The sequence below is a fragment of the Rhodococcus sp. G6(2025) genome, from assembly GCF_058628105.1.
Genome location: NZ_CP179750.1, coordinates 2,057,731 through 2,079,011, shown reverse-complemented (window position 1 = coordinate 2,079,011; position 21,281 = coordinate 2,057,731). Strand labels below are relative to the sequence as shown.

The window sequence follows — 21,281 nt, the reverse complement described above, 5'->3', positions numbered from 1 at the left end:
AACGGCAGTGCGGCGGTGGAGCCGCCTCGGCGACGCCGGGACGGGCTAACCTGGAGGTGGAGGCAATCGATGAATCATCAGCGCATCGTGCGGACGGTCTGCTTCGTCACGGTCGGCTACGTCATCGTCCTCGCCGTCTGGCTGGGATGGTTGATCGAGCACACCCCTCCCGCCACCATCCCGTACCAGATCATGGGATTGGTCGCCGCCTTCGGTTCGGCGCTGGGATTCGGGATGATGGCGGCCGAACGGCCCAGCCGCGCCGACCGCCTACTCGAACGACACGGGCTCGAAGGCTGGGCCCGGATCGAGCACGTCACTCCACTTCGCCGCACCCCCGACAACGGCGAACTCACCGAATTGGATCTGCGGCTGACCGTGCCCGGTTCCGAGAGTTACGCCGGACGCGTCGTCTACGAGGTGCGGCGGGAGAACGCGACACGCTTCGTGCCCGGCGAGACGATCACCATTCTCGTGGACCCGAAGGACCGGGACCACATCATGCTCTGCCCGTGACCCGGCGACGCCCGAGCACGAGCATCCCCTCGACGAGCAGCAATTGGGCCGCAGCGTAGCTGGCGAGGATCACACCTTCCGCCGCAGCCCTCCCCCGCTCACCCCGGATGAACAAGCGCCGCACCACGATCAGACCGTCGGAGGCGGTGAACAGCATCCCGCCCGCGCCGAGCCAGCTACGACGGTCAGTTCCCGGCACGGCTACATTCGCGACGACGTCCGCGCCGGGCGCGAGGGACGGATCGGCCGACAGGGTCGACGTGGTGCCGAGCAGCGACCCGTACGCGGTCAGCGGCACGGCGACCTCCTTCGCCCGCCCGCGGAGCAGCGCCGCCGCGCCTGCCCAGCCGGCGAACCGGGGAAGCAGTGCGGGCGCGGTGGGCCGGGCGCCCCGGCGCAGCAACAACGCGGAATAGCCGACCTGCATGGCGGCGAACGAGGACGCGCCACGCACCAGGCGGGCGTCGTCGTCGGGATCGATCATGAAGACGTCGCCCACGGTCGCGGCCGTGAGACCGGCGAGGAGGAGCGCGACGTCGGCGGGGTCCGTGTCGGCGCGCCGCCGCAGCACGCGGGCGGCGAGCGCGGGCGCGATCAGTGGTTTCGCGACCTGCTGCCACCGTTCACGTCCGGTGACGGCCCCGACGACGGTGGCCAGCGTCGCACCGGCGAACACAGCGTGCTCGACACCCCAGTTGTTCTTCGACTTCACGTCTTCCTCCCACACTCGCGGACGTGCCGAGGTTACCGGCCCGAAGAGTGGTTGACTTGAGAGTGGACGCGACGGACAATCCGCGATTGTGAGGCACAGGTGATGGCAAAACAGGCGCGCGCGGCAGCCACCCGCCATCAGGTACTCGAGGGCGCGGCACTGAGCTTCGAGAAGCTCGGGTACGGCGGCGCGAGCCTGAGCGGGATCCTCTCCTACGCCGACGTGACGAAGGGCGCCTTGTACTTTCATTTCGAGTCCAAGGAAGCACTCGCCTGGGCCGTGATCAAGGAACAGCACGCCATGGCGATGCTGGCGGCGCAGCGAGTGCTCGCGACGGCGCAGTCACCGATGGAGGCGATCCTGTTGTGCGCCAAGGAGATGGCGCGCCAGCTGCTGACCGAGCCCATCGTGCGCGCGGGGGTGCGACTCACCCTGGAACTCGGTACGTCCCGCGGCCCGGCCACCGATCCCTACATCGACTGGACCGACACCCTCGTCGCGCTCGCGGGCAAGGCGCGGGAGGCGGGAGAACTGCGCGGGACCGTCGACCCTGCCGCACTGGCCCGGTTCCTGGTCAGTTCGTTCACGGGTATGCAGTTGGTGTCCGAGGCACTGACCGGACGTTCCGACCTGTACGAGCGGTTGGCCGACATGTGGGCGCTGCTCCTGCCCTCGATCGCGTCGCCGGACATGTTGCCCCGCCTGCTCGAACTCGCGGCACTGCGCGACGACGTCGCGTCCTGAGGGCTCAGACCCCGCCGGGTGTGGGCGCGGGAGTGTCCGGCGCCGGATGCGGCAGATCGAGCGGTTGCGTCTGCGTCGGCACCGTCTGGACGACGGCGATCCGGGCGCCGTCCGGGATGGCGTCGACCGAGCAGATCGTTCCGAAGATGCCGAGCCCGCCGAACAACGCCAGCAGTCCGTAGGCCAGGAACGTCGACGTCCGTTCGACGGCGGAACGCGGTTCGCGTTCCGCTGTCACCGTGGTGCGCCGCACGTACACGGCGCGTCGCTGTCGGGGAATTCGGGTGAGTTCAGCCATGTGGCCCTTCTTCGCATGGTTCGTCGGTGCGGGTGGTGTCGGGTCGACGCTTTCGAGTCTGTCGTGATGCCGCCCGGGTGTCGTTCACCCCAGGGATGGAAAGCGCCCCACCCAGGGTTCGGCGGCCCGGCGTGGGGCCCCGGGACGCGGGTGGTTATGATCCAGACCACACTCAGCATGTACGCACTGCGGATGACATGACCGCTCTGCGTACATCGCGAGTTTCGCCCGAGCAGGAAGGCCTCATGACGACCACCGAGGAACCGACTCGCAGCGACGACGTGCAGACCCGTCCCCCTCGCTTCGAGCGACCGCCGTGGCCGCCCGCGGGCCCGCGCCGCCTGCTCGGCGACCTCGGCGCCACCTACGCCGCCAACGGGTTGATCGGGCTGATCTTCTCCGCGACGGGTCCCGTGGCCGTGATCCTGGCCGCCGGCTCCGCGGGCGGACTGTCGCCCCAGCAGATGGCGTCGTGGATCTCCGGCGTCTTCTTCCTCAACGGCATCCTGACCGCCCTCGCCAGCTGGCTGTACCGTCAGCCGCTCGCGTTCTTCTGGACGATTCCCGGCACGATCATCGTCGGCGGCTCGCTCACCCACCTGTCGTGGCCGGAAGTGCTCGGCGCGTTTCTGGTGACCGGGCTCCTGATCCTCGCCCTCGGACTGACCGGGCGGGTGCGTCAGGTCATGGCGATGCTCCCCATGCCGATCGTCATGGCCATGGTGGCCGGCGTCTTCCTGAAGTTCGGCACCGACCTGGTCCGTGCCGTGGGAACCGATGCGGCCGTGGCCGTTCCGATGGTCGTCGCCTTCGTCGCCCTGGCATCGCGCGCCGCGCTCGGCCGGTGGATGCCACCGATCCTCGGCGCACTACTCGTCGGGGCAGCCGCGGTGGCGGTCACGGGCCGCTTCCACCCGACCGGCTCGGGTACACCGTGGATCGCGGCGCCGATGTTCCAGGCTCCGCAGTTCACCTGGCAGGCGATCACCGAACTGGTCGTGCCGCTGGCGATCACGGTCATCGTCGTGCAGAACGGTCAGGGCGCGGCCGTGTTGACGTCCGCCGGCCACAAGCCGCCGATGAACGTCGGCACCGTCCTGTGCGGGGTCTGGTCCCTCGCCACCTCCGCCGTCGGAGCCGTCTCGACATGCCTGACGGGTCCGACCAACGCCCTGCTGGTGGCGTCCGGGCAGCGCACCAGGCAGTACACGGCGGCCGTCGCATGCGGGCTGCTCGCCATGGTCGTCGGCCTGTTCGCGCCGCTGTTCGTGCAGCTGATGCTGGCCACCCCGGTCGCGTTCGTCGCGACGCTCGGCGGGCTCGCGATGCTCCGGGCGCTGCAGGGTTCGTTCGTCGCCGCGTTCAGCTCCCGGCACACGCTCGGCGCGCTCGTGACCTTCCTCGTGACCGTGTCGAACATGCAGTTCCTCAACATCGGGGCCGCGTTCTGGGGGCTGATCGCCGGACTGCTCGTGTCCCGGGTGATGGAATCGGGTGATTTCCGGAAGGAGTGATCCGTCACCGTCTCCGCCGCCACCACCGCGTGCCCGTTCGGGGCGGATCCGGCTCGGGTTCCGGCGACGCCGTCACCTTCGGCTTCCGCGCCGGCCGGTTCTGCTGGCGCCAGGTCGCGACGACCTCGTCCGCGTCGACCGGACCGACCGGGATCCGTGGGCCGGAGGGGGCCCGTAACCAGGCGACGATCTGCAGGTTGAGCTGGGCCACCACGTCCCGCACCGCCCGCTCGGACGGCAGACCGCGGATCGTGTCGGGCAACCGCTCGATCTCCTTCCGCAGCTGCAGCGGTGTGGGAAGCAGCGAATCGGCGGGCAGATTCTCGCGCCGGAGGTAGTTCTTCACCCACCACAGTTCGTCGTCGACATCGCCCGCCGGAATCGGTTTACCCGAGCCGGGGAGATCGTCGAAGTCGCCGCGCTCCTGAGCCAGCCGGATCTGTTTGTCGATCCAGCTCTCGAAGCTCACCCCGGGAGGTTTGCGCTCGGTCACGGAGGACATTCTTCCAGGACCCGTCCACCCGCGGTTGCCGACGGCACTTGCCAAGGCACATACTTCCTTTTACTGTGACACGGCGTCTCAGTTAACTGGACCGGCGTTGACGGTTCCGCATCCACCCCAGGGAAGAAGCCATGACAGCGACAACCACTCAGCACGCCGCCGCACCCGACGGCAGCGGAGACGAGCGGCACCTGCGCGTCGTCGTGGTCGGCGCCGGTCTGTCCGGGATCGCCGCCGCGGTCAAGCTCGAACGCGCCGGCATCACGGACTTCGTCGTCCTGGAGAAGTCCGATCGCGTCGGGGGCGTGTGGCGGGAGAACACGTACCCCGGGTGCGGTGTCGACATCCCCGCCCCCGTGTACTCGTTCTCCTTCCACCCCAATCCGCGGTGGCGCAGCAACTTCGCCCTGCAACCGGAACTGCTGGCCTACATCGAGGACACCGTCGACACGTTCGGTCTGCAGTCCAGGATCTCGATACGGACCGAAGTTCACGAAGCCGCATGGTCCGACGAGCGCCGACGCTGGATCCTCGACACCAGCCGCGGCACGATCGTCGCCCAGCACGTGATCTTCGCGGCGGGCCCCATCACCGAACCGAGCACTCCCGCCGTACCTGGAATCGACGGCTTCGACGGCGACATCTTCCACTCCGCCCGCTGGAACCACGACGTCGACCTCACCGGGAAGAGGGTCGCCGTCGTGGGCACCGGCGCGTCCGCGGTGCAGTTCATCCCGGAGATCCAGCCGGATGTCGAGGAGTTGTACGTCTTCCAGCGCACCCCGGCCTGGGTGGTGCCGCGCCTGGACTTTCCGTTCCCCCGCATCGCCCAGCGGGTGTTCGCGCGGGTGCCCGCGGTGCAGCGCGCGTTCAGGCGACTCCTCGACGTCATCCTGCGGACGCTTACTTCGGTGATGCGCCGCGAACGTACCGCCCGGCTCCTCAACCCCATCGGTACCCGCTGGCTGGCCAGACAGGTACCGGACCCGGCACTTCGCGCGGCCCTGACACCGAACTTCACGCTCGGGTGCAAACGCCTCCTGCTGTCCAACACGTATCTTCCGGCGCTGACGAAAAGCAACGTCGAGCTGATTCCGCACGCCCTCGCCCAGGTCGACGGACGCGTGGTGGTCGGAGCCGACGGCACCCGCCGCGAGGTCGACGTCATCATCTTCGGCACCGGCTTCGACGTGAGCCATCCACCGATCGCGAGCCGGATCCGCGGCCGGGACGGAACGCTGCTGTCGGAGAAGTGGTCGAAGAGCCCCGAGGCCTACCTGGCCACCACGACGCCCGGCGCACCGAACGCGTACATCATGCTGGGCCCGAACATCTTGGTGTACAACTCGTTTCTCGGACTGGCCGAGACCCAGCTCGACTACGTGATCGACGGACTCACCAAGGCGGAGCGGCAGGGCATCGAAGTGCTCGAGGTGCGCGATCAGCCGTTCCGCCGGTTCAACGACGCCGTGCAGAAGGGTCTGGAGCCCACCGTCTTCAACAACGGCGGTTGCAGTAGCTACTACCTCGACGCCGACGGCAGGAACTTCGCCGCATGGCCTTGGTCCACCGGGTCCCTGCGCCGTCGCCTCGCCCGGTTCGACCTCGAGAACTACGCCATCCGGCCGTACCGGACAGAGCAGCCCCCCGCCCTCCACCCGTCAGGAAAGTCACGATGATCGAGATCCATCACACTGCCGTCGCCGTCGCACCGGTCGCGGCCACGTTCGACTACGTGGACGACTACCGCCACGTCCCGTCCTGGATGTTCGGGATCACGAAATTCGATCCGATCGGCGACCAGGACCGAGGCCTCGGCGCGGTCTACGACGCCGCGATGAAGGTCGGCCCCAAGACCCTCGACTCCGTGGTGAAGGTCACCGGGTGGGAACGCAATTCGGTGATCGAGCTCGAATCGATCGACGGCCTGTACACCCAGTCGCGGTGGCAGTTCGAGGCAATCGGCGAGACCGAGACCCGCCTGACGGTCGACTTCCGCTACGACCTGCCCGGTGGACTCGCGGGTAAGGCGCTCGGCAAGATCATCGAGCCGTTCGTCGCGCAGGCGATCCGCCATACCGACGCCACCCTGCGGCGTCAGGTCGAGCAGGGCGCGAAGCACTCGTCCTGAGCGTCGCGGCCCGCACCCACTGAGGGGCGGATGCGGGCCGTGTAGCTCTTCATCGGGTTTACATAGTTAGTTAGCCTATGTAATGTGTTTGGCATGGACGACGACACACGGCTGCAGAGCCTGCTCGTCGACCTGGTCACGAATTCTCACCGATTCACCAGGCTCGCGAGCTCCTTCGGATCCGAGGCTCACCCCCGGCCGTGGACACGTGCCCTCGCCCTGCTCGACGACCAGGGCGAGATTCGGATCAGCGAGTTCGCCCGCATCGACCGATGCTCGCAACCGTCCGCCACCGCCCTCCTACAGAAGCTGGCCGATCGCGGATACGTCGCCCGCCGACCCGATCCAGAGGACGCCCGGGCAGTCCGGGTGTCCATCACGGACCTGGGCCGCGAATGGCTGACCGTGGCCCGCAACGAGATCGCGGGTGCACTCGCCCCGCACTTCGCGGACCTCGAACCCGAGCAACTCGAACGACTGACGCAGGGCCTGTCGGAACTGCGCTCGATCGTCACATCGTCGGCGCGCGCCTGACCACCCATCCACACCCCGACATACATCGAAGGAGGTGGCCGTGAGCACCACGACCGCAACCGTCACGAACAGCACATCCAGCGAGGCTCCACCGAGCCTCCTCCACCAGCCGAAGTCGGTGTGGGCAGTCGCCTTCGCCAGCGTCATCGCGTTCATGGGCATCGGACTCGTCGACCCGATCCTCAAGCCGATCGGCGAACAACTCGACGCGACGCCGTCCCAGGTGTCGCTGCTGTTCACCAGCTACATGCTGGTCACCGGTGTCGCGATGCTCATCACCGGCGTCGTGTCGAGCCGGATCGGCGCCAAGAAAACCCTCCTCACCGGACTCGCCGTCATCGTCGTGTTCGCGGCGCTGGCAGGCAGCTCCGGCACCATCGGGCAGATCGTCGGCTTCCGCGCCGGCTGGGGACTGGGCAACGCCCTGTTCATCGCCACCGCGCTCGCCGCCATCGTCGGCGCGGCCAGCGGCGGCGTCGCGCGGGCCATCATCCTCTACGAGGCCGCGCTGGGCATCGGCATCGCCGTCGGCCCGCTGGTCGGTGGTGTCCTCGGCAACATCAGCTGGCGCGCACCGTTCTTCGGCGTCGCAGCCCTGATGGCCGTCGCGTTCATCCTCATCGTCGTGATGCTGCCGTCCGCGCCCAAGCCGGAGCACCGCACGTCGATCGCCGCACCGTTCCTCGCCCTGCGCCACCGCGGCCTGCTCACCGTCGCGATCACCGCGCTGCTCTACAACTACGGCTTCTTCACACTGCTCGCGTACACACCGTTCCCGCTCGACATGGGCACGTACTCGATCGGATTCATCTTCTTCGGGTGGGGCCTCGCACTGGCCGTCGCGTCGGTGTTCCTCGCCCCGCGGCTACAGCGTCGCTTCGGCACGCTGCCGATGATGATGCTGGCCCTCGCACTGTTCGCCCTCGACCTCGCCATGATGGCCGCATTCACCGACAACAAGACCGTGCTCGTCGTCGGTGTCGTGCTCGCCGGGCTGTTCCTCGGTGTCAACAACACGCTCATCACCGAGACCGTGATGATCTCCGCACCCGTCGAGCGGTCGACGGCGTCCGCGGCGTACAGCTTCGTTCGCTTCGTCGGCGGCGCCGCAGCACCGTGGGTCGCGGGCAAGCTCGGTGAGAGCAACATCCACATGCCGTTCTGGGTCGGCGCCGTGTGCACCGCCGCCGCGATCATCGTGCTCGCGACCGGACGCAAGGTCCTCGCCCACGTCGACGAGCACGATCCCGAACCGCACAGCGTCGAGGAAGCACTGGCCGTCACGGTCGCCGACGCCGACTGACCACCCCCATGTGAGTGGCGAAGTGTGCCCCGGCACACTTCGCCACTCACATGTGCGGTCAGAGGTTCAGGTCGGGGAGGCCGAGGAGCGAACGGTACTCGAGACCCTCGGCCGCGATCACCTCGTCGGCACCGGTCGCGCGGTCGACGACGGTCGCGACACCGACCACGATCGCCCCGACGTCGCGCAACGCCTTCACCGCGGTGAGCGGAGAGTTGCCCGTGGTCGTGGTGTCCTCGACGACGAGGACACGCTTGCCGACGACGTCCGGCCCCTCGATCTGCCGCTGCATGCCGTGCGCCTTCGCGGCCTTGCGCACCACGAACGAATCGATCGGCCTGCCCGGGGCGTGCATCACGGCCATCGCCACCGGGTCGGCGCCCATCGTCAGTCCGCCGACGGCGTCGAAATCCCAGTCCGCCACCAGTTCACGCAGCAGCTTCCCGATCAGCGGGCCAGCCTCGTGATGCAGCGTGGCGCGGCGAAGGTCCACGTAGTAGTCGGCTTCCTTGCCCGAAGACAACGTCACCTTGCCGTGCACAACAGCCAGCTCACGCACCAACGCGGCCAGATCCTCGCGATCACTCATGCCCAAAACCCTACCCACCTCTATGTGCGGGCACGCCCCCGGCCGAACACGTTGGTCAGCCGCCGGACCAGACTCTTCGGGACGAGTCGACCGGCAGTGGTCAGCACCTTGTACTGGAGGCCGGGAATGCTCACGACCTTGCCGTCCTCGAGGTCGGCCAGCGACGCCGCGACCACCTGGTCGACGCTCAGCCACATCGGCTTCGGAATCGAACTCATCTCGATGCCCGCGCGCTCGTGGAACTCGGTGCGAATGAATCCCGGGCACAGCGCCTGAATCCGCACACCCGTGCCGCCCAGCCCGTTCGCCAGTCCCTCGGAGAACGAGATCACGTACGCCTTGCTCGCCGAATAGGTCGATCCCCGCCCGGACAGCAGGCCGGCGACGCTCGCCACGTTGATGACGGTGCCGTTCGCCGACGCGATCATGGTGGGCAACGCCGCGCGGGTCAGCTGCATGACGGCGGTGACGTTCACGTCCAGCTGGGACTGCAACAAATCCGGCGTCGCCGTCCAGAATTCGCCCGACGTGCCGAATCCGGCGTTGTTGACCAGCACCTCGACACCCTTCCCGAGGCGCTGCGCCACTTCCTCACGCCCGGACGCCGTGGCCAGATCGGCCTGCAGGATCTCGGACTCGGTGTCGAACAACGCCTTCATCTCGTCGGCGAGGGCCTGCAAGCGGGTTTCGTCACGCGCGACGAGCACGAGGTCGTAACCGAGAGACGCGAACTTCCTCGCGAAACCGGCACCGAGCCCCGACGTCGGGCCGGTGACGAGGGCAACGGGTCGGGCGGAACTGGGGGGCGTCGACATACCGGTGACGGTAGCAAGGCGCTGCGCGCCTGTGCGCGGTTAACGAGTCCCAGGACTCGTCAGGCACTCACGGGCGCGGAGCTCCGGGGCCCGGCGGGCGGGGAGCGCCGGGAGTCTGCTGGCGGGGAGCGCCGGGGGCCGGCGGGCGGGGAGCGCCGGGGGCCGGCGGACGGGAAGCGCCGGGGGCCTGCTGGCGTGGAGCGCCGGGGGCCGGCGGGCGGGGAGATGTCGGACGCGCGGGACGCGCCTCGGCGGGGGCGTCTTCCCGCACTCGCGGCCGGCTCGGGTCGTGGTGGCCACGGTCGAGTCCCCGCGGTTCGGTGACCGGGGGCAGGACGTGCAGGATGCCGGACAGCCGAGCGACGGCCTCGATGGCCGAATCCCACTCGCGTCCGCTGCTGCCGATGGGCAGCGAACCGAGGGTCCATTCGCCCTCGCTCCACAGCATGTTCACGTGCGGCGGCACCGACTCGGTGAACGCCACCATGCGCTGATCGCAGACCCTGCGGGCGATTTCGAGGTCGGTGGCGAACACGACTCGCGGTCCGATGGCACCGAGGAGTTCGAGATCCGAGTCCTTCGGCGGCGGGGTCGACTTGAGGCGCAGGTCGATGTCGACGTCCGAGCCCACCCGGCGGCGCACGGCGACGATGGTCGCGGTCTCCTCGAGGTCGAACAGGATGAACGACTCGCCCCGGCGTTCGCCCTTCACCACGTCGATGGCGCTGAGGTACTCCTGCTTGGCCAGCGCGGCGCGATGGAATTGGCCAGGCAGCTTCTCTTCGACGTTGTCGTACGTGTAGCCCTGGGCCTTGGCCCAGATCTGCCGCACCCGACCTGTCTGATCACGACGCGAGCGATCGAAATAGAGCAGCGCGCACGCGCCTGCGAGTGCGATCAACGCCAGTACGAACCACATTCCCGTCATCGGTGATCAGCCTAGCGAGTCGACGCCGTTACGAGGCGAAGCGGTACCCGGACACCCCGTGTCGGTTTTGCCCGGACCCATCGTCTCAGTTACCGCCGAGCTTCGGCAGCTCGGTGCTGATGATCGTCTCGGCCATCATCGTGCCGTTCTCGACCTTCGTACCCTGCACCATCACGGTGAACCCGGGCTTCAGATCGGCGACCGTGGTGCCGTCGAGTGCGATCACGTTGGTCTGCGCGTTGGTCTGAACCGTCAGCCGGGATCCGCCGAGGGCGTCGAGGGTGAGTGTGGAACCGTCGTTGGCACTGATCGTTCCGAACGCGGCGCCCGCAGCGCCGATGGCCTCGCCGATTCCGCCGGGGAGTTGATCGAGTGGCGACTCCGACGTGGTCGACGGCGGCGGTGTCGTCTTCGGCGGCGCGGTCGTGGCGGGCGGACGGGACGTGGTCGGGCCCGCCGCCGTGGTGCTCGAGGAATTGTTCGGCGCGGACGTGAAGAGGGCGACACCGAAACCGATGACGGCGATCAGCAGCAGCGCGGCCGCCGTGGCGGCGATCCACGTGCCGATCCGCCGGGGCTTCTTCTCCTCGGGACTCTCGGTGACCGGCGCCTGGTACTGCGAGCCGGGGTACTGCCCCGGCGGGTAGTGGGCGTTCGGGTACTGCCCCGTCGGATACCCGCCCTGGTACTGCTGGGTGTCGTACGGCGGATACGCCTGCGTGGCGTTCGGTGGCGGAGCCTGCGGGTCGTACCGCGGATCGTAGGTCGGGTAGGCCTGGGTGGGATTGGGCTGGTTCTGCCCGTACGCGGCGGTCGGATCGGACGTGTAGAACTGCTCGGTCGGCCTGCCTGCGGGGCCCAGGTGCTCGGTGCGCTGCTCAGCCGATCCGAGGTGCTCGGTCGGCTGGTCCTGCCGCGACCACGCCTGGGTGGGGTCCTCGTCACCGGCCCTCGACGCGGAATCGTCGGTGGTCCACGACTCCGTTCCGTCGTACGCGCGTTCCTGCGGGGTGCGCGGGTCGTCGGGGTTCGTCATGATCGGCCCCTCCCTCGGGTTCGTCCGGCCGGTGTCCTGCGGCTACGGACGGTCCAGGGTAACGGCGAAACTTAAGACGTCGCTGTGAAAACACAGGTGAGTGGCACGGCGTGCGGGAGCACACCGTGCCACTCACGTACGGATCAGCCGAGGACGAGCGCGTCCCCGGTCTCGGACACCTTCACGGGGACGGTGTCACCGTCCTTGACGTCACCGGCGAGCAGCAGCTTCGCGAGCTGGTCGCCGATCGCCTGCTGAATCAGCCGGCGCAGCGGCCTGGCCCCGTACATCGGGTCGTAGCCGCGGACCGCCAGCCAGAAGCGGGCCGAGTCGGACACGTCCAGCGTCAGCCGCCGGGCCGCGAGCCGGCGGGACAGCTGATCGAGCTGGATGTCGACGATGGATTCGAGCTGCTCTTCCGTGAGCGACTCGAAGATCACGACGTCGTCGAGCCGGTTGATGAACTCCGGCTTGAACGCGTGCCGCACCGCATCCATCACCTGCTCCCGCGATCCACCCGCACCGAGGTTGGACGTGAGGATCAGGATGGTGTTGCGGAAGTCGACGGTGCGTCCCTGACCGTCCGTCAGCCGGCCTTCGTCGAGGACGGCGAGCAGGATGTCGAACACGTCGGGGTGCGCCTTCTCCACCTCGTCGAACAGCACCACCGTGTACGGACGCCGTCGCACGGCCTCGGTGAGCTGGCCGCCCGCCTCGTACCCGACGTATCCGGGCGGGGCGCCGACGAGCCGGGCCACCGAATGCTTCTCGCTGTACTCGGACATGTCGATGCGGACCATGGCGCGCTCGTCGTCGAACAGGAAGTCGGCGAGGGATTTCGCGAGCTCCGTCTTGCCGACGCCGGTGGGCCCGAGGAACAGGAACGAACCGGTGGGCCGGTTGGGGTCGGCGACTCCGGCGCGGGCGCGGCGCACCGCATCCGACACGGCGACGACGGCCTCTTCCTGGCCGACGACCCGCTTGCCGAGTTCGGATTCCATCCGCAGCAGCTTGGCGGTCTCGCCCTCCATCATGCGGCCGGCCGGGATGCCGGTCCATGCCGCGACCACGTCTGCGACGTCGTCGGGACCCACTTCCTCCTTGAGCATGACGTCGCCGTCGGCGGCGGCACCGGACTCGCGGGCTGCCTGCTCGAGTTCCTTCTCGAGCTGCGGGATGCGGCCGTACCGCAGCTCCGCGGCCCGGCCGAGGTCGCCGTCGCGTTCGGCGCGTTCCTCCTCGCCGCGCAGCGTCTCGAGCTGCTCCTTGACCCCGCGCACGGAGTCGATGGCCTGCTTCTCGTTCTGCCAGCGGGTGGTCAGCTGGTTGAGCTTCTCCCGTTCATCGGCGAGTTCCTGCCGCAGCTTCTCGAGCCGGTCCTTCGACGCCGCGTCGGATTCCTTCTGCAGCGCCATCTCCTCGATCTCGAGGCGGCGAACGATGCGTTCGACGGTGTCGATCTCCTCGGGTCGCGAGTCGATCTCCATCCGCAGCCGGGACGCGGCCTCGTCGACGAGGTCGATCGCCTTGTCCGGCAGGAACCGGGACGTGATGTAGCGGTCGCTGAGCGTGGCGGCGGCGACGAGCGCGGAGTCGGTGATGCGCACACCGTGGTGCACCTCGTACCGCTCCTTGAGCCCGCGCAGGATGCCGACGGTGTCCTCGACGGAGGGTTCGCCCACCAGCACCTGCTGGAAGCGACGTTCGAGGGCGGCGTCCTTCTCGATGTACTTGCGGTACTCCTCGAGCGTGGTCGCGCCGACGAGCCGCAGCTCACCGCGGGCGAGCATCGGCTTGATCATGTTGCCCGCGTCCATCGCGGACTCACCGGTGGCACCCGCACCGACGATGGTGTGGAGCTCGTCGATGAACGTGATGACCTGACCGGCCGAGTTCTTGATGTCGTCGAGGACGGCCTTGAGCCGCTCCTCGAACTCGCCGCGGTACTTGGCGCCCGCGACCATCGATCCGAGGTCGAGGGAGATCACGGACTTGCCGCGCAGCGATTCGGGAACGTCGCCGGCGACGATGCGCTGGGCGAGTCCCTCGACGATGGCGGTCTTGCCGACACCGGGCTCGCCGATCAGCACCGGGTTGTTCTTGGTCCGGCGGCTGAGTACCTGCACGACGCGGCGGATCTCGTTGTCGCGGCCGATCACCGGGTCGAGCTTGCCGTTGCGGGCCAGCGCGGTGAGGTCGGTGGAGTACTTCTCGAGCGCCTGGTACGTCCCTTCCGGATCCGGGCTGGTGACGCGCGCACTGCCGCGGACGGTGGTGAACGCATCACGCAGCGCCTCGGGGGTGGCGCCGTGCCGCTTCAGCAGTCCGGCCACGTCCGACTCACCCGAGGCGAGACCGACCATCAGGTGTTCCGTCGACACGTACTCGTCGTCGAGTTCGGTCGCGAGGTGCTGTGCTGCGGTGAGTGCGGCGAGGGCCTCGCGGCCGAGCTGCGGTGTGGTCGTGGCGCCCGTCGTCTTGGGCAGCCGGTCGACGAGATCCTGCCCTTCACGATGGACCACGGTGGGATCGACGCCGACCGCCTTGAGCAGCGGGGCGGCGATGCCGTCGGTCTGGTCGAGCAGGGCCACGAGCAGATGCGCGGGCCTGATGTCGGGATTACCGGCCGACGACGCCGACTGGAGCGCAGCGGTCATCGCGGCCTGGGTCTTGGTGGTCGGATTGAACGAGTCCACTGTTCACCTCTTCTGGCGTTGTAGAGCGGTCCGCCGCCCGGGGCCGAGTGGCACGTGGCGACGCTGTCATCTTCTTAACGCGCGAAGGGTTGAGTCTGTTCCGCTCAACTTTAGAAATCTTCCGCTACCCCCATCATCTCGCCCCGCAACGCTTCGCGGGGCGGGATGTCAGGCCCCGATCGCGGTCGCCATAGTCGGCCAGGACGCGGACAGGTCGTCGCGCCAGTACCCCCACGAGTGCGTTCCGACCGGCCGGAGGTCGACCGTGGCCGGAATGTCCAGGGCGCGGAGTTTCTCGGCCAGCCGCATCGTGCAGTCGTTGGTGACGGCCTCGATCACACCACCCACCACGACCTGCGTCGCAAGGTTGCGACGGTCGCCGCCGACGGTCCGGGCGTCGAGGGTGTCGTACGGTCCCGGCAGCCCGCTGCCGTTGGAGATGTAGAGGGTGGTCCCCCGGAGCTTCTCGGCGTTGACGTACGGATCGTTCGCGGCCCACAGCGGATCGTTGGCCGCACCCCACATGTTCTCGGGGTTGCCGCCGAAGTCCGACACCGTGATCTCGACGAACCGGCGCGCCACCGGGTCGCTCGTCATCGCGCACCCGCTGTACGCCCCGACGCTCTGATACAGCCCCGGCTTGGAGATCGCGAGGTTGAGGACGCTGGTGGCCGACATGGACAGCCCGGCGATGGCGTTCTTCCCGGTCGTCTCGAGCGCCGAGTCGACGATGGGCGGTAGTTCCTTCGTCAGGAACGTCTGCCACTTGTTCCGCCCGAGCTCCGGATCGTCCTGCTTCCAGTCCGCGTAGTAACTGGACTGGCCACCGAACGGGATGACTACGTTGACGTCCTTGTCGGAGAAGAACTTCTCGACGTCCGCCTTCTGCTCCCAGCCGAACTGCTCGGAGTTCCCCTCGACGCCGCCGAGCATGTAGACGGTGGGACGCTTCTCCGACGCGGCCCGGATGACCCGGACGGTGATGTCCTTGTCCATGGCGGTCGAGTGGACGGTGAAGTTCATCTGCGATTCGCCCACCGGGGTGACTTCGACCAACCGCGAACCGTCGGGCGCCTCGTCGGCCGAGATCGACTCGATCGTCGTCCGTGGTTCCGCCGAGACGACGCTTCCGCCGCTGATCACCGTCAGCGTCACGGCCGCCACGACCGCGGCGGTCCGACGAATCCGAACCGAACTGGCCATCCCCGGACGAAACCGACCCCGATCCCGCGCACAGCCAACTCTCATGGGCCCCCCTCGGTAACGCCGCCTGTTTACTGGATGCATCGTGCCTTGCCGGTGGTCACAGCTCAATGGCGACCCACCGAAATACCGGGGGCGAACGCCCAGCCGGCCGTTCCCGTAACCCCGGGTCCGCGCGCGGGACGGCTAGAATGCGGGTGTTCGAATCAGCAGGCACGGAGGCAGGGGACGGCTTGACACGAGATTGCCTCGATCCGCTCGTGATTTCGCGTCTTCGCGCCAGCTTTTCGTCGATCGTGTCCACCGAACACGGACGCAACCGGCTCACCACCACGTTCTACGCCACCCTGTTCGCCGAACACCCCGAATTCCGCGCGCTCTTCCCGCCTGCGCTGGATCAGCAGGGCCACCGCCTGTTCCAGGCGCTGCAGTTCGTCATCGACAACCTCGACGACGAGGGCCGGGTCCTCGGTTTCCTGAGCCAGCTCGGCCGCGACCACCGCAAGTACGGCGTCGAGGGCAGGCATTACTTCGCGTCCGGCAATGCGCTGCTGGTCGCCGTGCAGAGTTCCTTCACCCAGGCCATCTGGACGCCCTCGCTGACCGCGGCGTGGACGGAACTGCTCGACCTCCTTCTCCACACGATGGCCGACGCCGCGGACACCGACGACCTGCCCGCCGCGTGGGGCGCCACCGTGGTCGATCACGAACGCCGCCTCGACGACCTCGCGATCGTCCGTCTCGAGACCGACTCCCCCATCCCCTACGGTGCGGGCCAGTACCTCAGCGTTCAGATCCCGCAACGGCCCCGGATGTGGCGATATCTGTCGGCGGCCATTCCCGCCAACCCGTACGGACAGCTCGAGTTCCACGTGCGCCGCGTGTCGGGTGGGTGGGTGAGCCCCGCCATCGTGAACGAGACGCAGGTGGGCGACCGGTGGCTGCTCAGCTCCCCGCTCGGTGGGCTCGAGGTCGACCGTGACAGCGGGCAGGACGTCCTGATGATCGGTTCGGGGACGGGCATCGCGCCGCTGCGCGCGCAGGTGATGGAAATGGCGATGCGGTCGAACAATCCGCGGGTCCACATGTTCGTGGGCGGCAAGTACCCGTGCGATCTGTACGACATCGAGACCCTGTGGCATCTGTCGCTGAGCAATCCGTGGTTGACCGTGGTTCCCGTGTCCGAGGAGGACGAGGACCCGTGGTGGCACACGACTCCCGCCCCGGAGGCGCCGCCGGGGTTGCATCAACGACTTCAGGGGCAGCTCGGCCGCGTCGTCGCCCGGTTCGGGTCGTGGGCGGACCGGCAGATCCAGATCTCCGGTTCGCCGGCGATGATCAAGACCACCGTGTACGCGTTGCAGGGCGGCGGTACGCCGCCCGAACTGATCCGGCACGACCCCCTGATCTAGTTCCGCAGCCCGTCCCCGCCCATCCGCCATCCGGTTCGACCGTCGGGAGAGCATCACGCCATGCAAGCCACGCAGACCACCTGGACCAGCACCGTCGTCGAGCATCACCGTCTGCGGCACGACCTCGCCGTGATCCGCCTCGTCGGTGACTACGTCCCGTTCGTGCCGGGGCAGTACGTGGACGTGAGTGTGCCCCAGAACCGTCGGCTGCTGCGCAGACTCTCCCCCGCCCTGCCGCCGTCGTTGGACGGCAAGCTCGAATTCCACGTCCGGACGGTTCCCGGCGGCTGGGTCAGCGGCGACATCGTCACGGAGACCTCGCCCGGCGACCAGTGGCAGATCCTCGAGCCGCGCGGCACGATGTCCGTCGACGAGGACGGGCCGGACGTCATCATGATCGCCGGCGGCACCGGCCTGGCCCCGTTCCGGTCGATCCTGCTGGACCTGTCGCGCAAGCCGAATCCGCCGCGGGTGTTCCTGTTCACGGGCGATCGGACGCCGCGCGATCTGTACGCGTCGGACATGCTCTACCTGCTGCTGCAGGATCTGCCGTGGCTCACCGTCATTCCGGTGGTGGAGAACGTCGTGAATCCGGACTGGACCGACGAATGGTACGAGCGCACCAGAGTGGATGTGGGGTTCACCGAGGACGATCTCATCGAGGGCTCACTGCCCGACGTCGTGACGTCCTACGGCGCGTTCACCGAGCACCAGGTGCTGGTGTGCGGGTCGGCGGCGATGGTCCGTGCCACCCTCGACCGTCTCCGCGACACCGGGACCCCCACGGAGAACATTCAGTTCGACCCGTACTGAGGCGTTCGGGTCAGTAGGACGGGTCGTGGCGGATGTTTTCCGGCGGAGTGCCCGCGGCGTGCAGCCGGAACTTGGTGGTGTTTATCATCGCCTCGGAGCCGACGAGCTGGATGTCGCGCTCGGCCCACGTCCCGAAGTCGGCGACGACCTGCCCCACTTTGCCGGTCAGCCGGCGGTGCATGCCGGGCAACGCGGCGCTGCTCGGCCCGGTGTACCACCAGGGGTCCTCATCCTCCTCGGTGACCGGGACGACGGTCAGCCACGGGTTCTGTTCCGCGAGCGCCCACAGGGTGCCCAGGTCGTAGAGGTCGCAGGGGTACCGGCCGGCGAAGAAGAGGTGGACGCGGCGGTCTTGGCCGCGTTGCGACATCTGCAGGATCTGCGCGCGCAGCGGGGCGATGCCCGTCCCCGATCCGATCATGAGAATGTCGCGACCGTTGTCGTAGCGGACTCCCAGGTCGCCGAGCGGGGATCCGATCACCCACCGCTCGCCCACGAGGGTCTGGCTGACGATGGCGGGGCTGACCCAGCCGCCCGACACCCGGCGGACGTGGAACTCGATGATGCCCTGGTCGTTGGCGGGGTTCGCCGGCGACAGGTACCGCCACATCCGGGGACGCGACGGCACCTGCACGCTCACGTACTGGCCGGCGGTGTAGGTCATCGGCTCGTCGAGTTGCAGGCGGACGATCGACACGTCCTTGCGGACCTGAAGGTGCTCGACCACGGTCGCACCCCACGCCGGCGGGCCGCTCTCGGCGTTGGCCGCATCCATCATGGTGGCGGCGACGACCGAGAGGACGTCGCGCCACGCCTGCTCGAGTTCGTCGGTCCACGGCTCGGTCGAGGGGAACTGTTCGACCGCGGCGATCAGGGAGTTGCCGACGGCGACGTAGTGCGCGTCCTCGATTCCGTACTTGCGGTGGTCCCGGCCGAGCTGGGCGAGGTAGGCGAGGATCTGCCCGGATTCCTCCTCGAGCCGTTCGATCACGTACTGGACGGCGGAGATCAACCGGTCGCGTTGCTCGTCCATGGCCGCGGGGAAGAAGTCCCGGGCGTCGGGATACCGCGCGAACAGCAGCGCATAGAAGGACCGGGACAGAGTCTGAGGCCCGTCCGGCACCGCCGCGATAGCCTTGAAACTCGACCGGACCAGCGATATTGCCTGTGAATCCACCGCGCATCCTCGTCACCGACTGAACGCGGCCCCGCCGCGAAGTACTTGGGCAGACTATAGGCGCGGACGCCACGCCGCAGACCAGGTCCCTTCTTTCCGGCCCTGGTCGTGCTATCCGACCGCTCGGTCTGCACTTTCCCAGTACCGGGAGCGCAGCGCCTTCTTGTCCAGTTTGCCGAGCGGGGTCAGCGGCAGGGCGTCGACGAAGTCGATCGACTTGGGGGCGTGCACCGATCCCTTCGCGGCGCGCACCCGTTCGACGAGTTCGGCGGCGTCGACCGTCTGCCCGGCCCGCAACACCACGCACGCCTTGACGGCCTCGCCCCACTTCTCGTCCGGAACGCCGACCACCGCGACCGAGCCGACGGCAGGATGCGCCGAGATGACGTCCTCGATCTCCCGGGGGAACACGTTGAAGCCGCCGGTGACGATCATGTCCTTCTTGCGGTCGACGATCGTCATGAATCCGTCTTTGTCCTTGCGCGCGACGTCGCCCGTGTGCAGCCAGCCCCCGCGGAACGCCTCGGCGGTCTCGGCGGGCTTCTTCCAGTACCCCTTCATGACCAGCGGGCCGCGGACGCAGATCTCGCCGAGCTCACCCTGCGGCACCTCGTTCAGGTCGTCGTCGAGCAGGGCGACGTTCAACCAGGGCACGGGACGCCCGCACGTCGCGAGCCGGCTGGGATCGTCCGCCAGGTGCTCTTCCTTCCGCAGCACCGCGATGGTCATTCCGCATTCGGTCTGGCCGTAGAACTGGAAGAAGATCTGGCCGAACTTCTCGATGCCCTCCTTCAACCGGGCCGGCGACATCGCCGAGGCGCCGTAGAACAGCGTCTGCAGGCTGGACACGTCCCGCTTCGGCAGGTCGGGGTGATCCATCAGCAGGTAGATCATGGTGGGGACGAGCATCGTGGCCGAGATCTTGTGCTTCTCGATCGCCTCGAGGACGGCACCGGGCTCGAACGCGGGCAGCACGATCAGCGCGCCACCACGCAGCAGGGTCGGGATGAAGAAGGCGGCGCCGGCGTGCGACAGCGGCGTGCAGATGAGGAATCGCGGTTCGTCGGGCCACTGCCATTCGGCCAACTGGATCTGATTGAGCGTCGCGCCGGACTGGTAGGAGCCGACGACGCCCTTCGGCTTGCCGGTGGTGCCGCCGGTGTAGACCATGCTGCTGTTGTCGTCGGCGGCCACGTCCGCCGCCCGCAGGCGTTGCGGGGTGAACGTCTCGGCGAGTGCGAGAATGTCGGTGCCGACTTCGGACGGCCCCAACGACAACACGTTCTCGATCGACGGCGACTGCGCCACCAGTTCGGCGGCGCGCTCCTCGAAGGCGGTGGGATCGAAGATCAACGTCTGGATCTCGGCGTCGCCGACGATGTACAGATGGTCGTCGAGCGAGCCCATCGGGTTCAGCGCGCTGGCGCGGCATCCGGAGATCATGGTGGCGCCCATGCTGATGAGCACTTCGGGCCTGTTCTTGGACAGCATGGCGGTGCTCGTGCCCTTACCGATTCCGAGTGAAGCCAGTGCCTGCGCAAAGCAACTGATCTGATCGCGCATCTCACCGCCGGTGAGGACGACGTCGCCGAGGTAGAGCGCCGGCTTGTCGGAGTTGCGTTCCAGTGCAGTGATGAGGAGGTCTGCAGCGAAGGCGGGTCGATGCAGATCTGCGAACTCGTCGGTCATCTGTAATCCTTCTACTCCCGCGACGCCGAGGCGCGTGGTCCGGCGGCCTGGATTTTCTGTGTCCTGGGTCACCGACACCCTAACCGGAAACCGGAAAAACTGAAACCTGTTCCACCTAGCGCGCGGTGCCGACGGCAACTCCGCGCCGGAACGCGTCCGATAACGTGAGGTCCATGAGTCCGCAGGACCGAATCGCAGAACGGATCTCGACCGCTGCCCAGAGCGCGCACGTCTTCCTCGCAACGGCGGAATCGCTCACCGGCGGACAGATCTCGTCCATTCTCGGCGCGGCGCCCGCCTCCTCTGACTGGTATCGGGGCAGCGTGGTCGCGTATTCCAGCGAAGTGAAGCACCGGGTGCTGAAGGTGCCGGACGGTCCCGTCGTCAGTGAGGCCAGTGCCCGCGCGATGGCCGGAGCGGTCGCGGAACTGCTCGGAGCCGACATCGCCGTCGCGGTGACCGGTGCGGGCGGCCCCGACCCTCAGGACGGGCAACCGCCGGGGACCGTCTGGTTCGGACTCTTCACCCACGGCCGTATCGACACCGAGATGCACCGATTCGCCGGTGAACCGCAGGACGTCGTGACCGCAACGACCGACCGTGCCCTGGAACTGCTCGAGCAGGCGTTGGTCTCCGCGCCCGGTCGAGTTCCTCCCCCGCTCGCATAGA

General features: G+C 68.1%; 21 protein-coding genes. 10 read left to right on the top strand and 11 right to left on the bottom strand.

What is annotated here, in order from left to right; all coding sequences use genetic code 11:
- The first annotated feature begins 69 nt into the window (after positions 1-69).
- On the top strand, positions 70-516 hold the full coding sequence (locus tag ACLIVD_RS09340) for a hypothetical protein (RefSeq protein WP_283331589.1): 447 nt from the start codon (positions 70-72) through the stop codon (positions 514-516).
- Here ACLIVD_RS09340 and ACLIVD_RS09335 read toward each other — a convergent pair.
- Positions 500-1,228 (bottom strand): lysoplasmalogenase, encoded by a 729-nt coding sequence (locus tag ACLIVD_RS09335; RefSeq protein ID WP_491932345.1) that lies wholly within the window; start codon positions 1,226-1,228, stop codon positions 500-502. The genes ACLIVD_RS09340 and ACLIVD_RS09335 overlap by 17 nt on opposite strands.
- Before the next feature lie 102 nt (positions 1,229-1,330).
- Between ACLIVD_RS09335 and ACLIVD_RS09330 the strand changes: the two genes are divergently transcribed.
- Positions 1,331-1,972 (top strand): ScbR family autoregulator-binding transcription factor, encoded by a 642-nt coding sequence (locus tag ACLIVD_RS09330; RefSeq protein ID WP_280784155.1) that lies wholly within the window; start codon positions 1,331-1,333, stop codon positions 1,970-1,972.
- 4 nt (positions 1,973-1,976) lie between these two features.
- On the opposite strand, the gene ACLIVD_RS09325 is transcribed toward ACLIVD_RS09330, so the two are convergent.
- Positions 1,977-2,270: a hypothetical protein gene (locus ACLIVD_RS09325; RefSeq protein WP_283331591.1), complete on the bottom strand. Its 294-nt coding sequence runs from the start codon at positions 2,268-2,270 to the stop codon at positions 1,977-1,979.
- Between the two features lie 245 nt (positions 2,271-2,515).
- Here ACLIVD_RS09325 and ACLIVD_RS09320 point away from each other — a divergent pair, with 245 nt between their 5' ends.
- Complete coding sequence (locus ACLIVD_RS09320; RefSeq protein WP_280784157.1) at positions 2,516-3,784, top strand: benzoate/H(+) symporter BenE family transporter; 1,269 nt, start codon at positions 2,516-2,518, stop codon at positions 3,782-3,784.
- A 4-nt stretch (positions 3,785-3,788) separates the two neighbouring features.
- On the opposite strand, the gene ACLIVD_RS09315 is transcribed toward ACLIVD_RS09320, so the two are convergent.
- Positions 3,789-4,286 carry a DnaJ family domain-containing protein gene (locus ACLIVD_RS09315; RefSeq protein ID WP_280784158.1) on the bottom strand — a complete coding sequence of 166 codons (498 nt, stop codon included), beginning with the start codon at positions 4,284-4,286 and terminating at the stop codon, positions 3,789-3,791.
- 131 nt (positions 4,287-4,417) lie between these two features.
- Here ACLIVD_RS09315 and ACLIVD_RS09310 point away from each other — a divergent pair, with 131 nt between their 5' ends.
- The 4 genes from ACLIVD_RS09310 to ACLIVD_RS09295 all read left to right on the top strand — a co-directional run bounded on the left by ACLIVD_RS09310 (position 4,418) and on the right by ACLIVD_RS09295 (position 8,254).
- Positions 4,418-5,965, top strand: a complete 1,548-nt coding sequence (locus tag ACLIVD_RS09310) for a flavin-containing monooxygenase (RefSeq protein WP_491932344.1) — start codon at positions 4,418-4,420, stop codon at positions 5,963-5,965.
- Positions 5,962-6,417: an SRPBCC family protein gene (locus ACLIVD_RS09305; RefSeq protein ID WP_283331593.1), complete on the top strand. Its 456-nt coding sequence runs from the start codon at positions 5,962-5,964 to the stop codon at positions 6,415-6,417. Before ACLIVD_RS09310 ends, ACLIVD_RS09305 begins: the two co-directional genes overlap by 4 nt.
- 93 nt (positions 6,418-6,510) lie before the next feature.
- Complete coding sequence (locus tag ACLIVD_RS09300; RefSeq protein ID WP_283331594.1) at positions 6,511-6,951, top strand: MarR family winged helix-turn-helix transcriptional regulator; 441 nt, start codon at positions 6,511-6,513, stop codon at positions 6,949-6,951.
- Between the two features lie 34 nt (positions 6,952-6,985).
- Complete coding sequence (locus ACLIVD_RS09295) at positions 6,986-8,254, top strand: MFS transporter (RefSeq protein WP_011597697.1); 1,269 nt, start codon at positions 6,986-6,988, stop codon at positions 8,252-8,254.
- 58 nt (positions 8,255-8,312) lie between these two features.
- On the opposite strand, the gene pyrE is transcribed toward ACLIVD_RS09295, so the two are convergent.
- The 6 genes from pyrE to ACLIVD_RS09265 form a co-directional block, all read right to left on the bottom strand.
- Positions 8,313-8,843 carry an orotate phosphoribosyltransferase gene (gene pyrE, locus ACLIVD_RS09290; protein WP_005238397.1) on the bottom strand — a complete coding sequence of 177 codons (531 nt, stop codon included), beginning with the start codon at positions 8,841-8,843 and terminating at the stop codon, positions 8,313-8,315.
- A 20-nt stretch (positions 8,844-8,863) separates the two neighbouring features.
- Positions 8,864-9,658 carry an SDR family NAD(P)-dependent oxidoreductase gene (locus tag ACLIVD_RS09285; RefSeq protein ID WP_280784162.1) on the bottom strand — a complete coding sequence of 265 codons (795 nt, stop codon included), beginning with the start codon at positions 9,656-9,658 and terminating at the stop codon, positions 8,864-8,866.
- 67 nt (positions 9,659-9,725) lie between these two features.
- A complete protein-coding gene (locus ACLIVD_RS09280; protein ID WP_317567987.1) occupies positions 9,726-10,577 on the bottom strand; it encodes a TtfA family protein in 852 nt (283 codons plus the stop codon).
- A 94-nt stretch (positions 10,578-10,671) separates the two neighbouring features.
- Positions 10,672-11,622, bottom strand: a complete 951-nt coding sequence (locus ACLIVD_RS09275) for a DUF5666 domain-containing protein (RefSeq protein WP_491932343.1) — start codon at positions 11,620-11,622, stop codon at positions 10,672-10,674.
- 143 nt (positions 11,623-11,765) lie between these two features.
- Positions 11,766-14,318: an ATP-dependent chaperone ClpB gene (gene clpB / locus ACLIVD_RS09270; RefSeq protein WP_009478774.1), complete on the bottom strand. Its 2,553-nt coding sequence runs from the start codon at positions 14,316-14,318 to the stop codon at positions 11,766-11,768.
- A gap of 168 nt (positions 14,319-14,486) precedes the next feature.
- Positions 14,487-15,521, bottom strand: a complete 1,035-nt coding sequence (locus tag ACLIVD_RS09265) for an alpha/beta hydrolase (RefSeq protein WP_280784164.1) — start codon at positions 15,519-15,521, stop codon at positions 14,487-14,489.
- Between the two features lie 191 nt (positions 15,522-15,712).
- Here ACLIVD_RS09265 and ACLIVD_RS09260 point away from each other — a divergent pair, with 191 nt between their 5' ends.
- Together ACLIVD_RS09260 and ACLIVD_RS09255 are read left to right on the top strand one after the other, a co-directional pair.
- The gene (locus ACLIVD_RS09260; protein ID WP_280784165.1) at positions 15,713-16,933 is read left to right on the top strand and encodes a globin domain-containing protein; all 1,221 of its coding nucleotides are present in this window, start codon (positions 15,713-15,715) and stop codon (positions 16,931-16,933) included.
- A gap of 60 nt (positions 16,934-16,993) precedes the next feature.
- Positions 16,994-17,746, top strand: coding sequence for an FAD-binding oxidoreductase (locus tag ACLIVD_RS09255; protein ID WP_491932342.1), 753 nt, complete (start codon positions 16,994-16,996; stop codon positions 17,744-17,746).
- Between the two features lie 10 nt (positions 17,747-17,756).
- On the opposite strand, the gene ACLIVD_RS09250 is transcribed toward ACLIVD_RS09255, so the two are convergent.
- Positions 17,757-18,923, bottom strand: coding sequence for an FAD-binding oxidoreductase (locus ACLIVD_RS09250; protein WP_418340851.1), 1,167 nt, complete (start codon positions 18,921-18,923; stop codon positions 17,757-17,759).
- A gap of 111 nt (positions 18,924-19,034) precedes the next feature.
- The gene (locus ACLIVD_RS09245; RefSeq protein WP_491932341.1) at positions 19,035-20,612 is read right to left on the bottom strand and encodes an AMP-binding protein; all 1,578 of its coding nucleotides are present in this window, start codon (positions 20,610-20,612) and stop codon (positions 19,035-19,037) included.
- A 173-nt stretch (positions 20,613-20,785) separates the two neighbouring features.
- Between ACLIVD_RS09245 and ACLIVD_RS09240 the strand changes: the two genes are divergently transcribed.
- Entirely contained in the window at positions 20,786-21,280 is a 495-nt protein-coding gene (locus ACLIVD_RS09240; protein WP_280784169.1) for a CinA family protein, read from the top strand.
- Position 21,281: the final 1 nt, after the last annotated feature.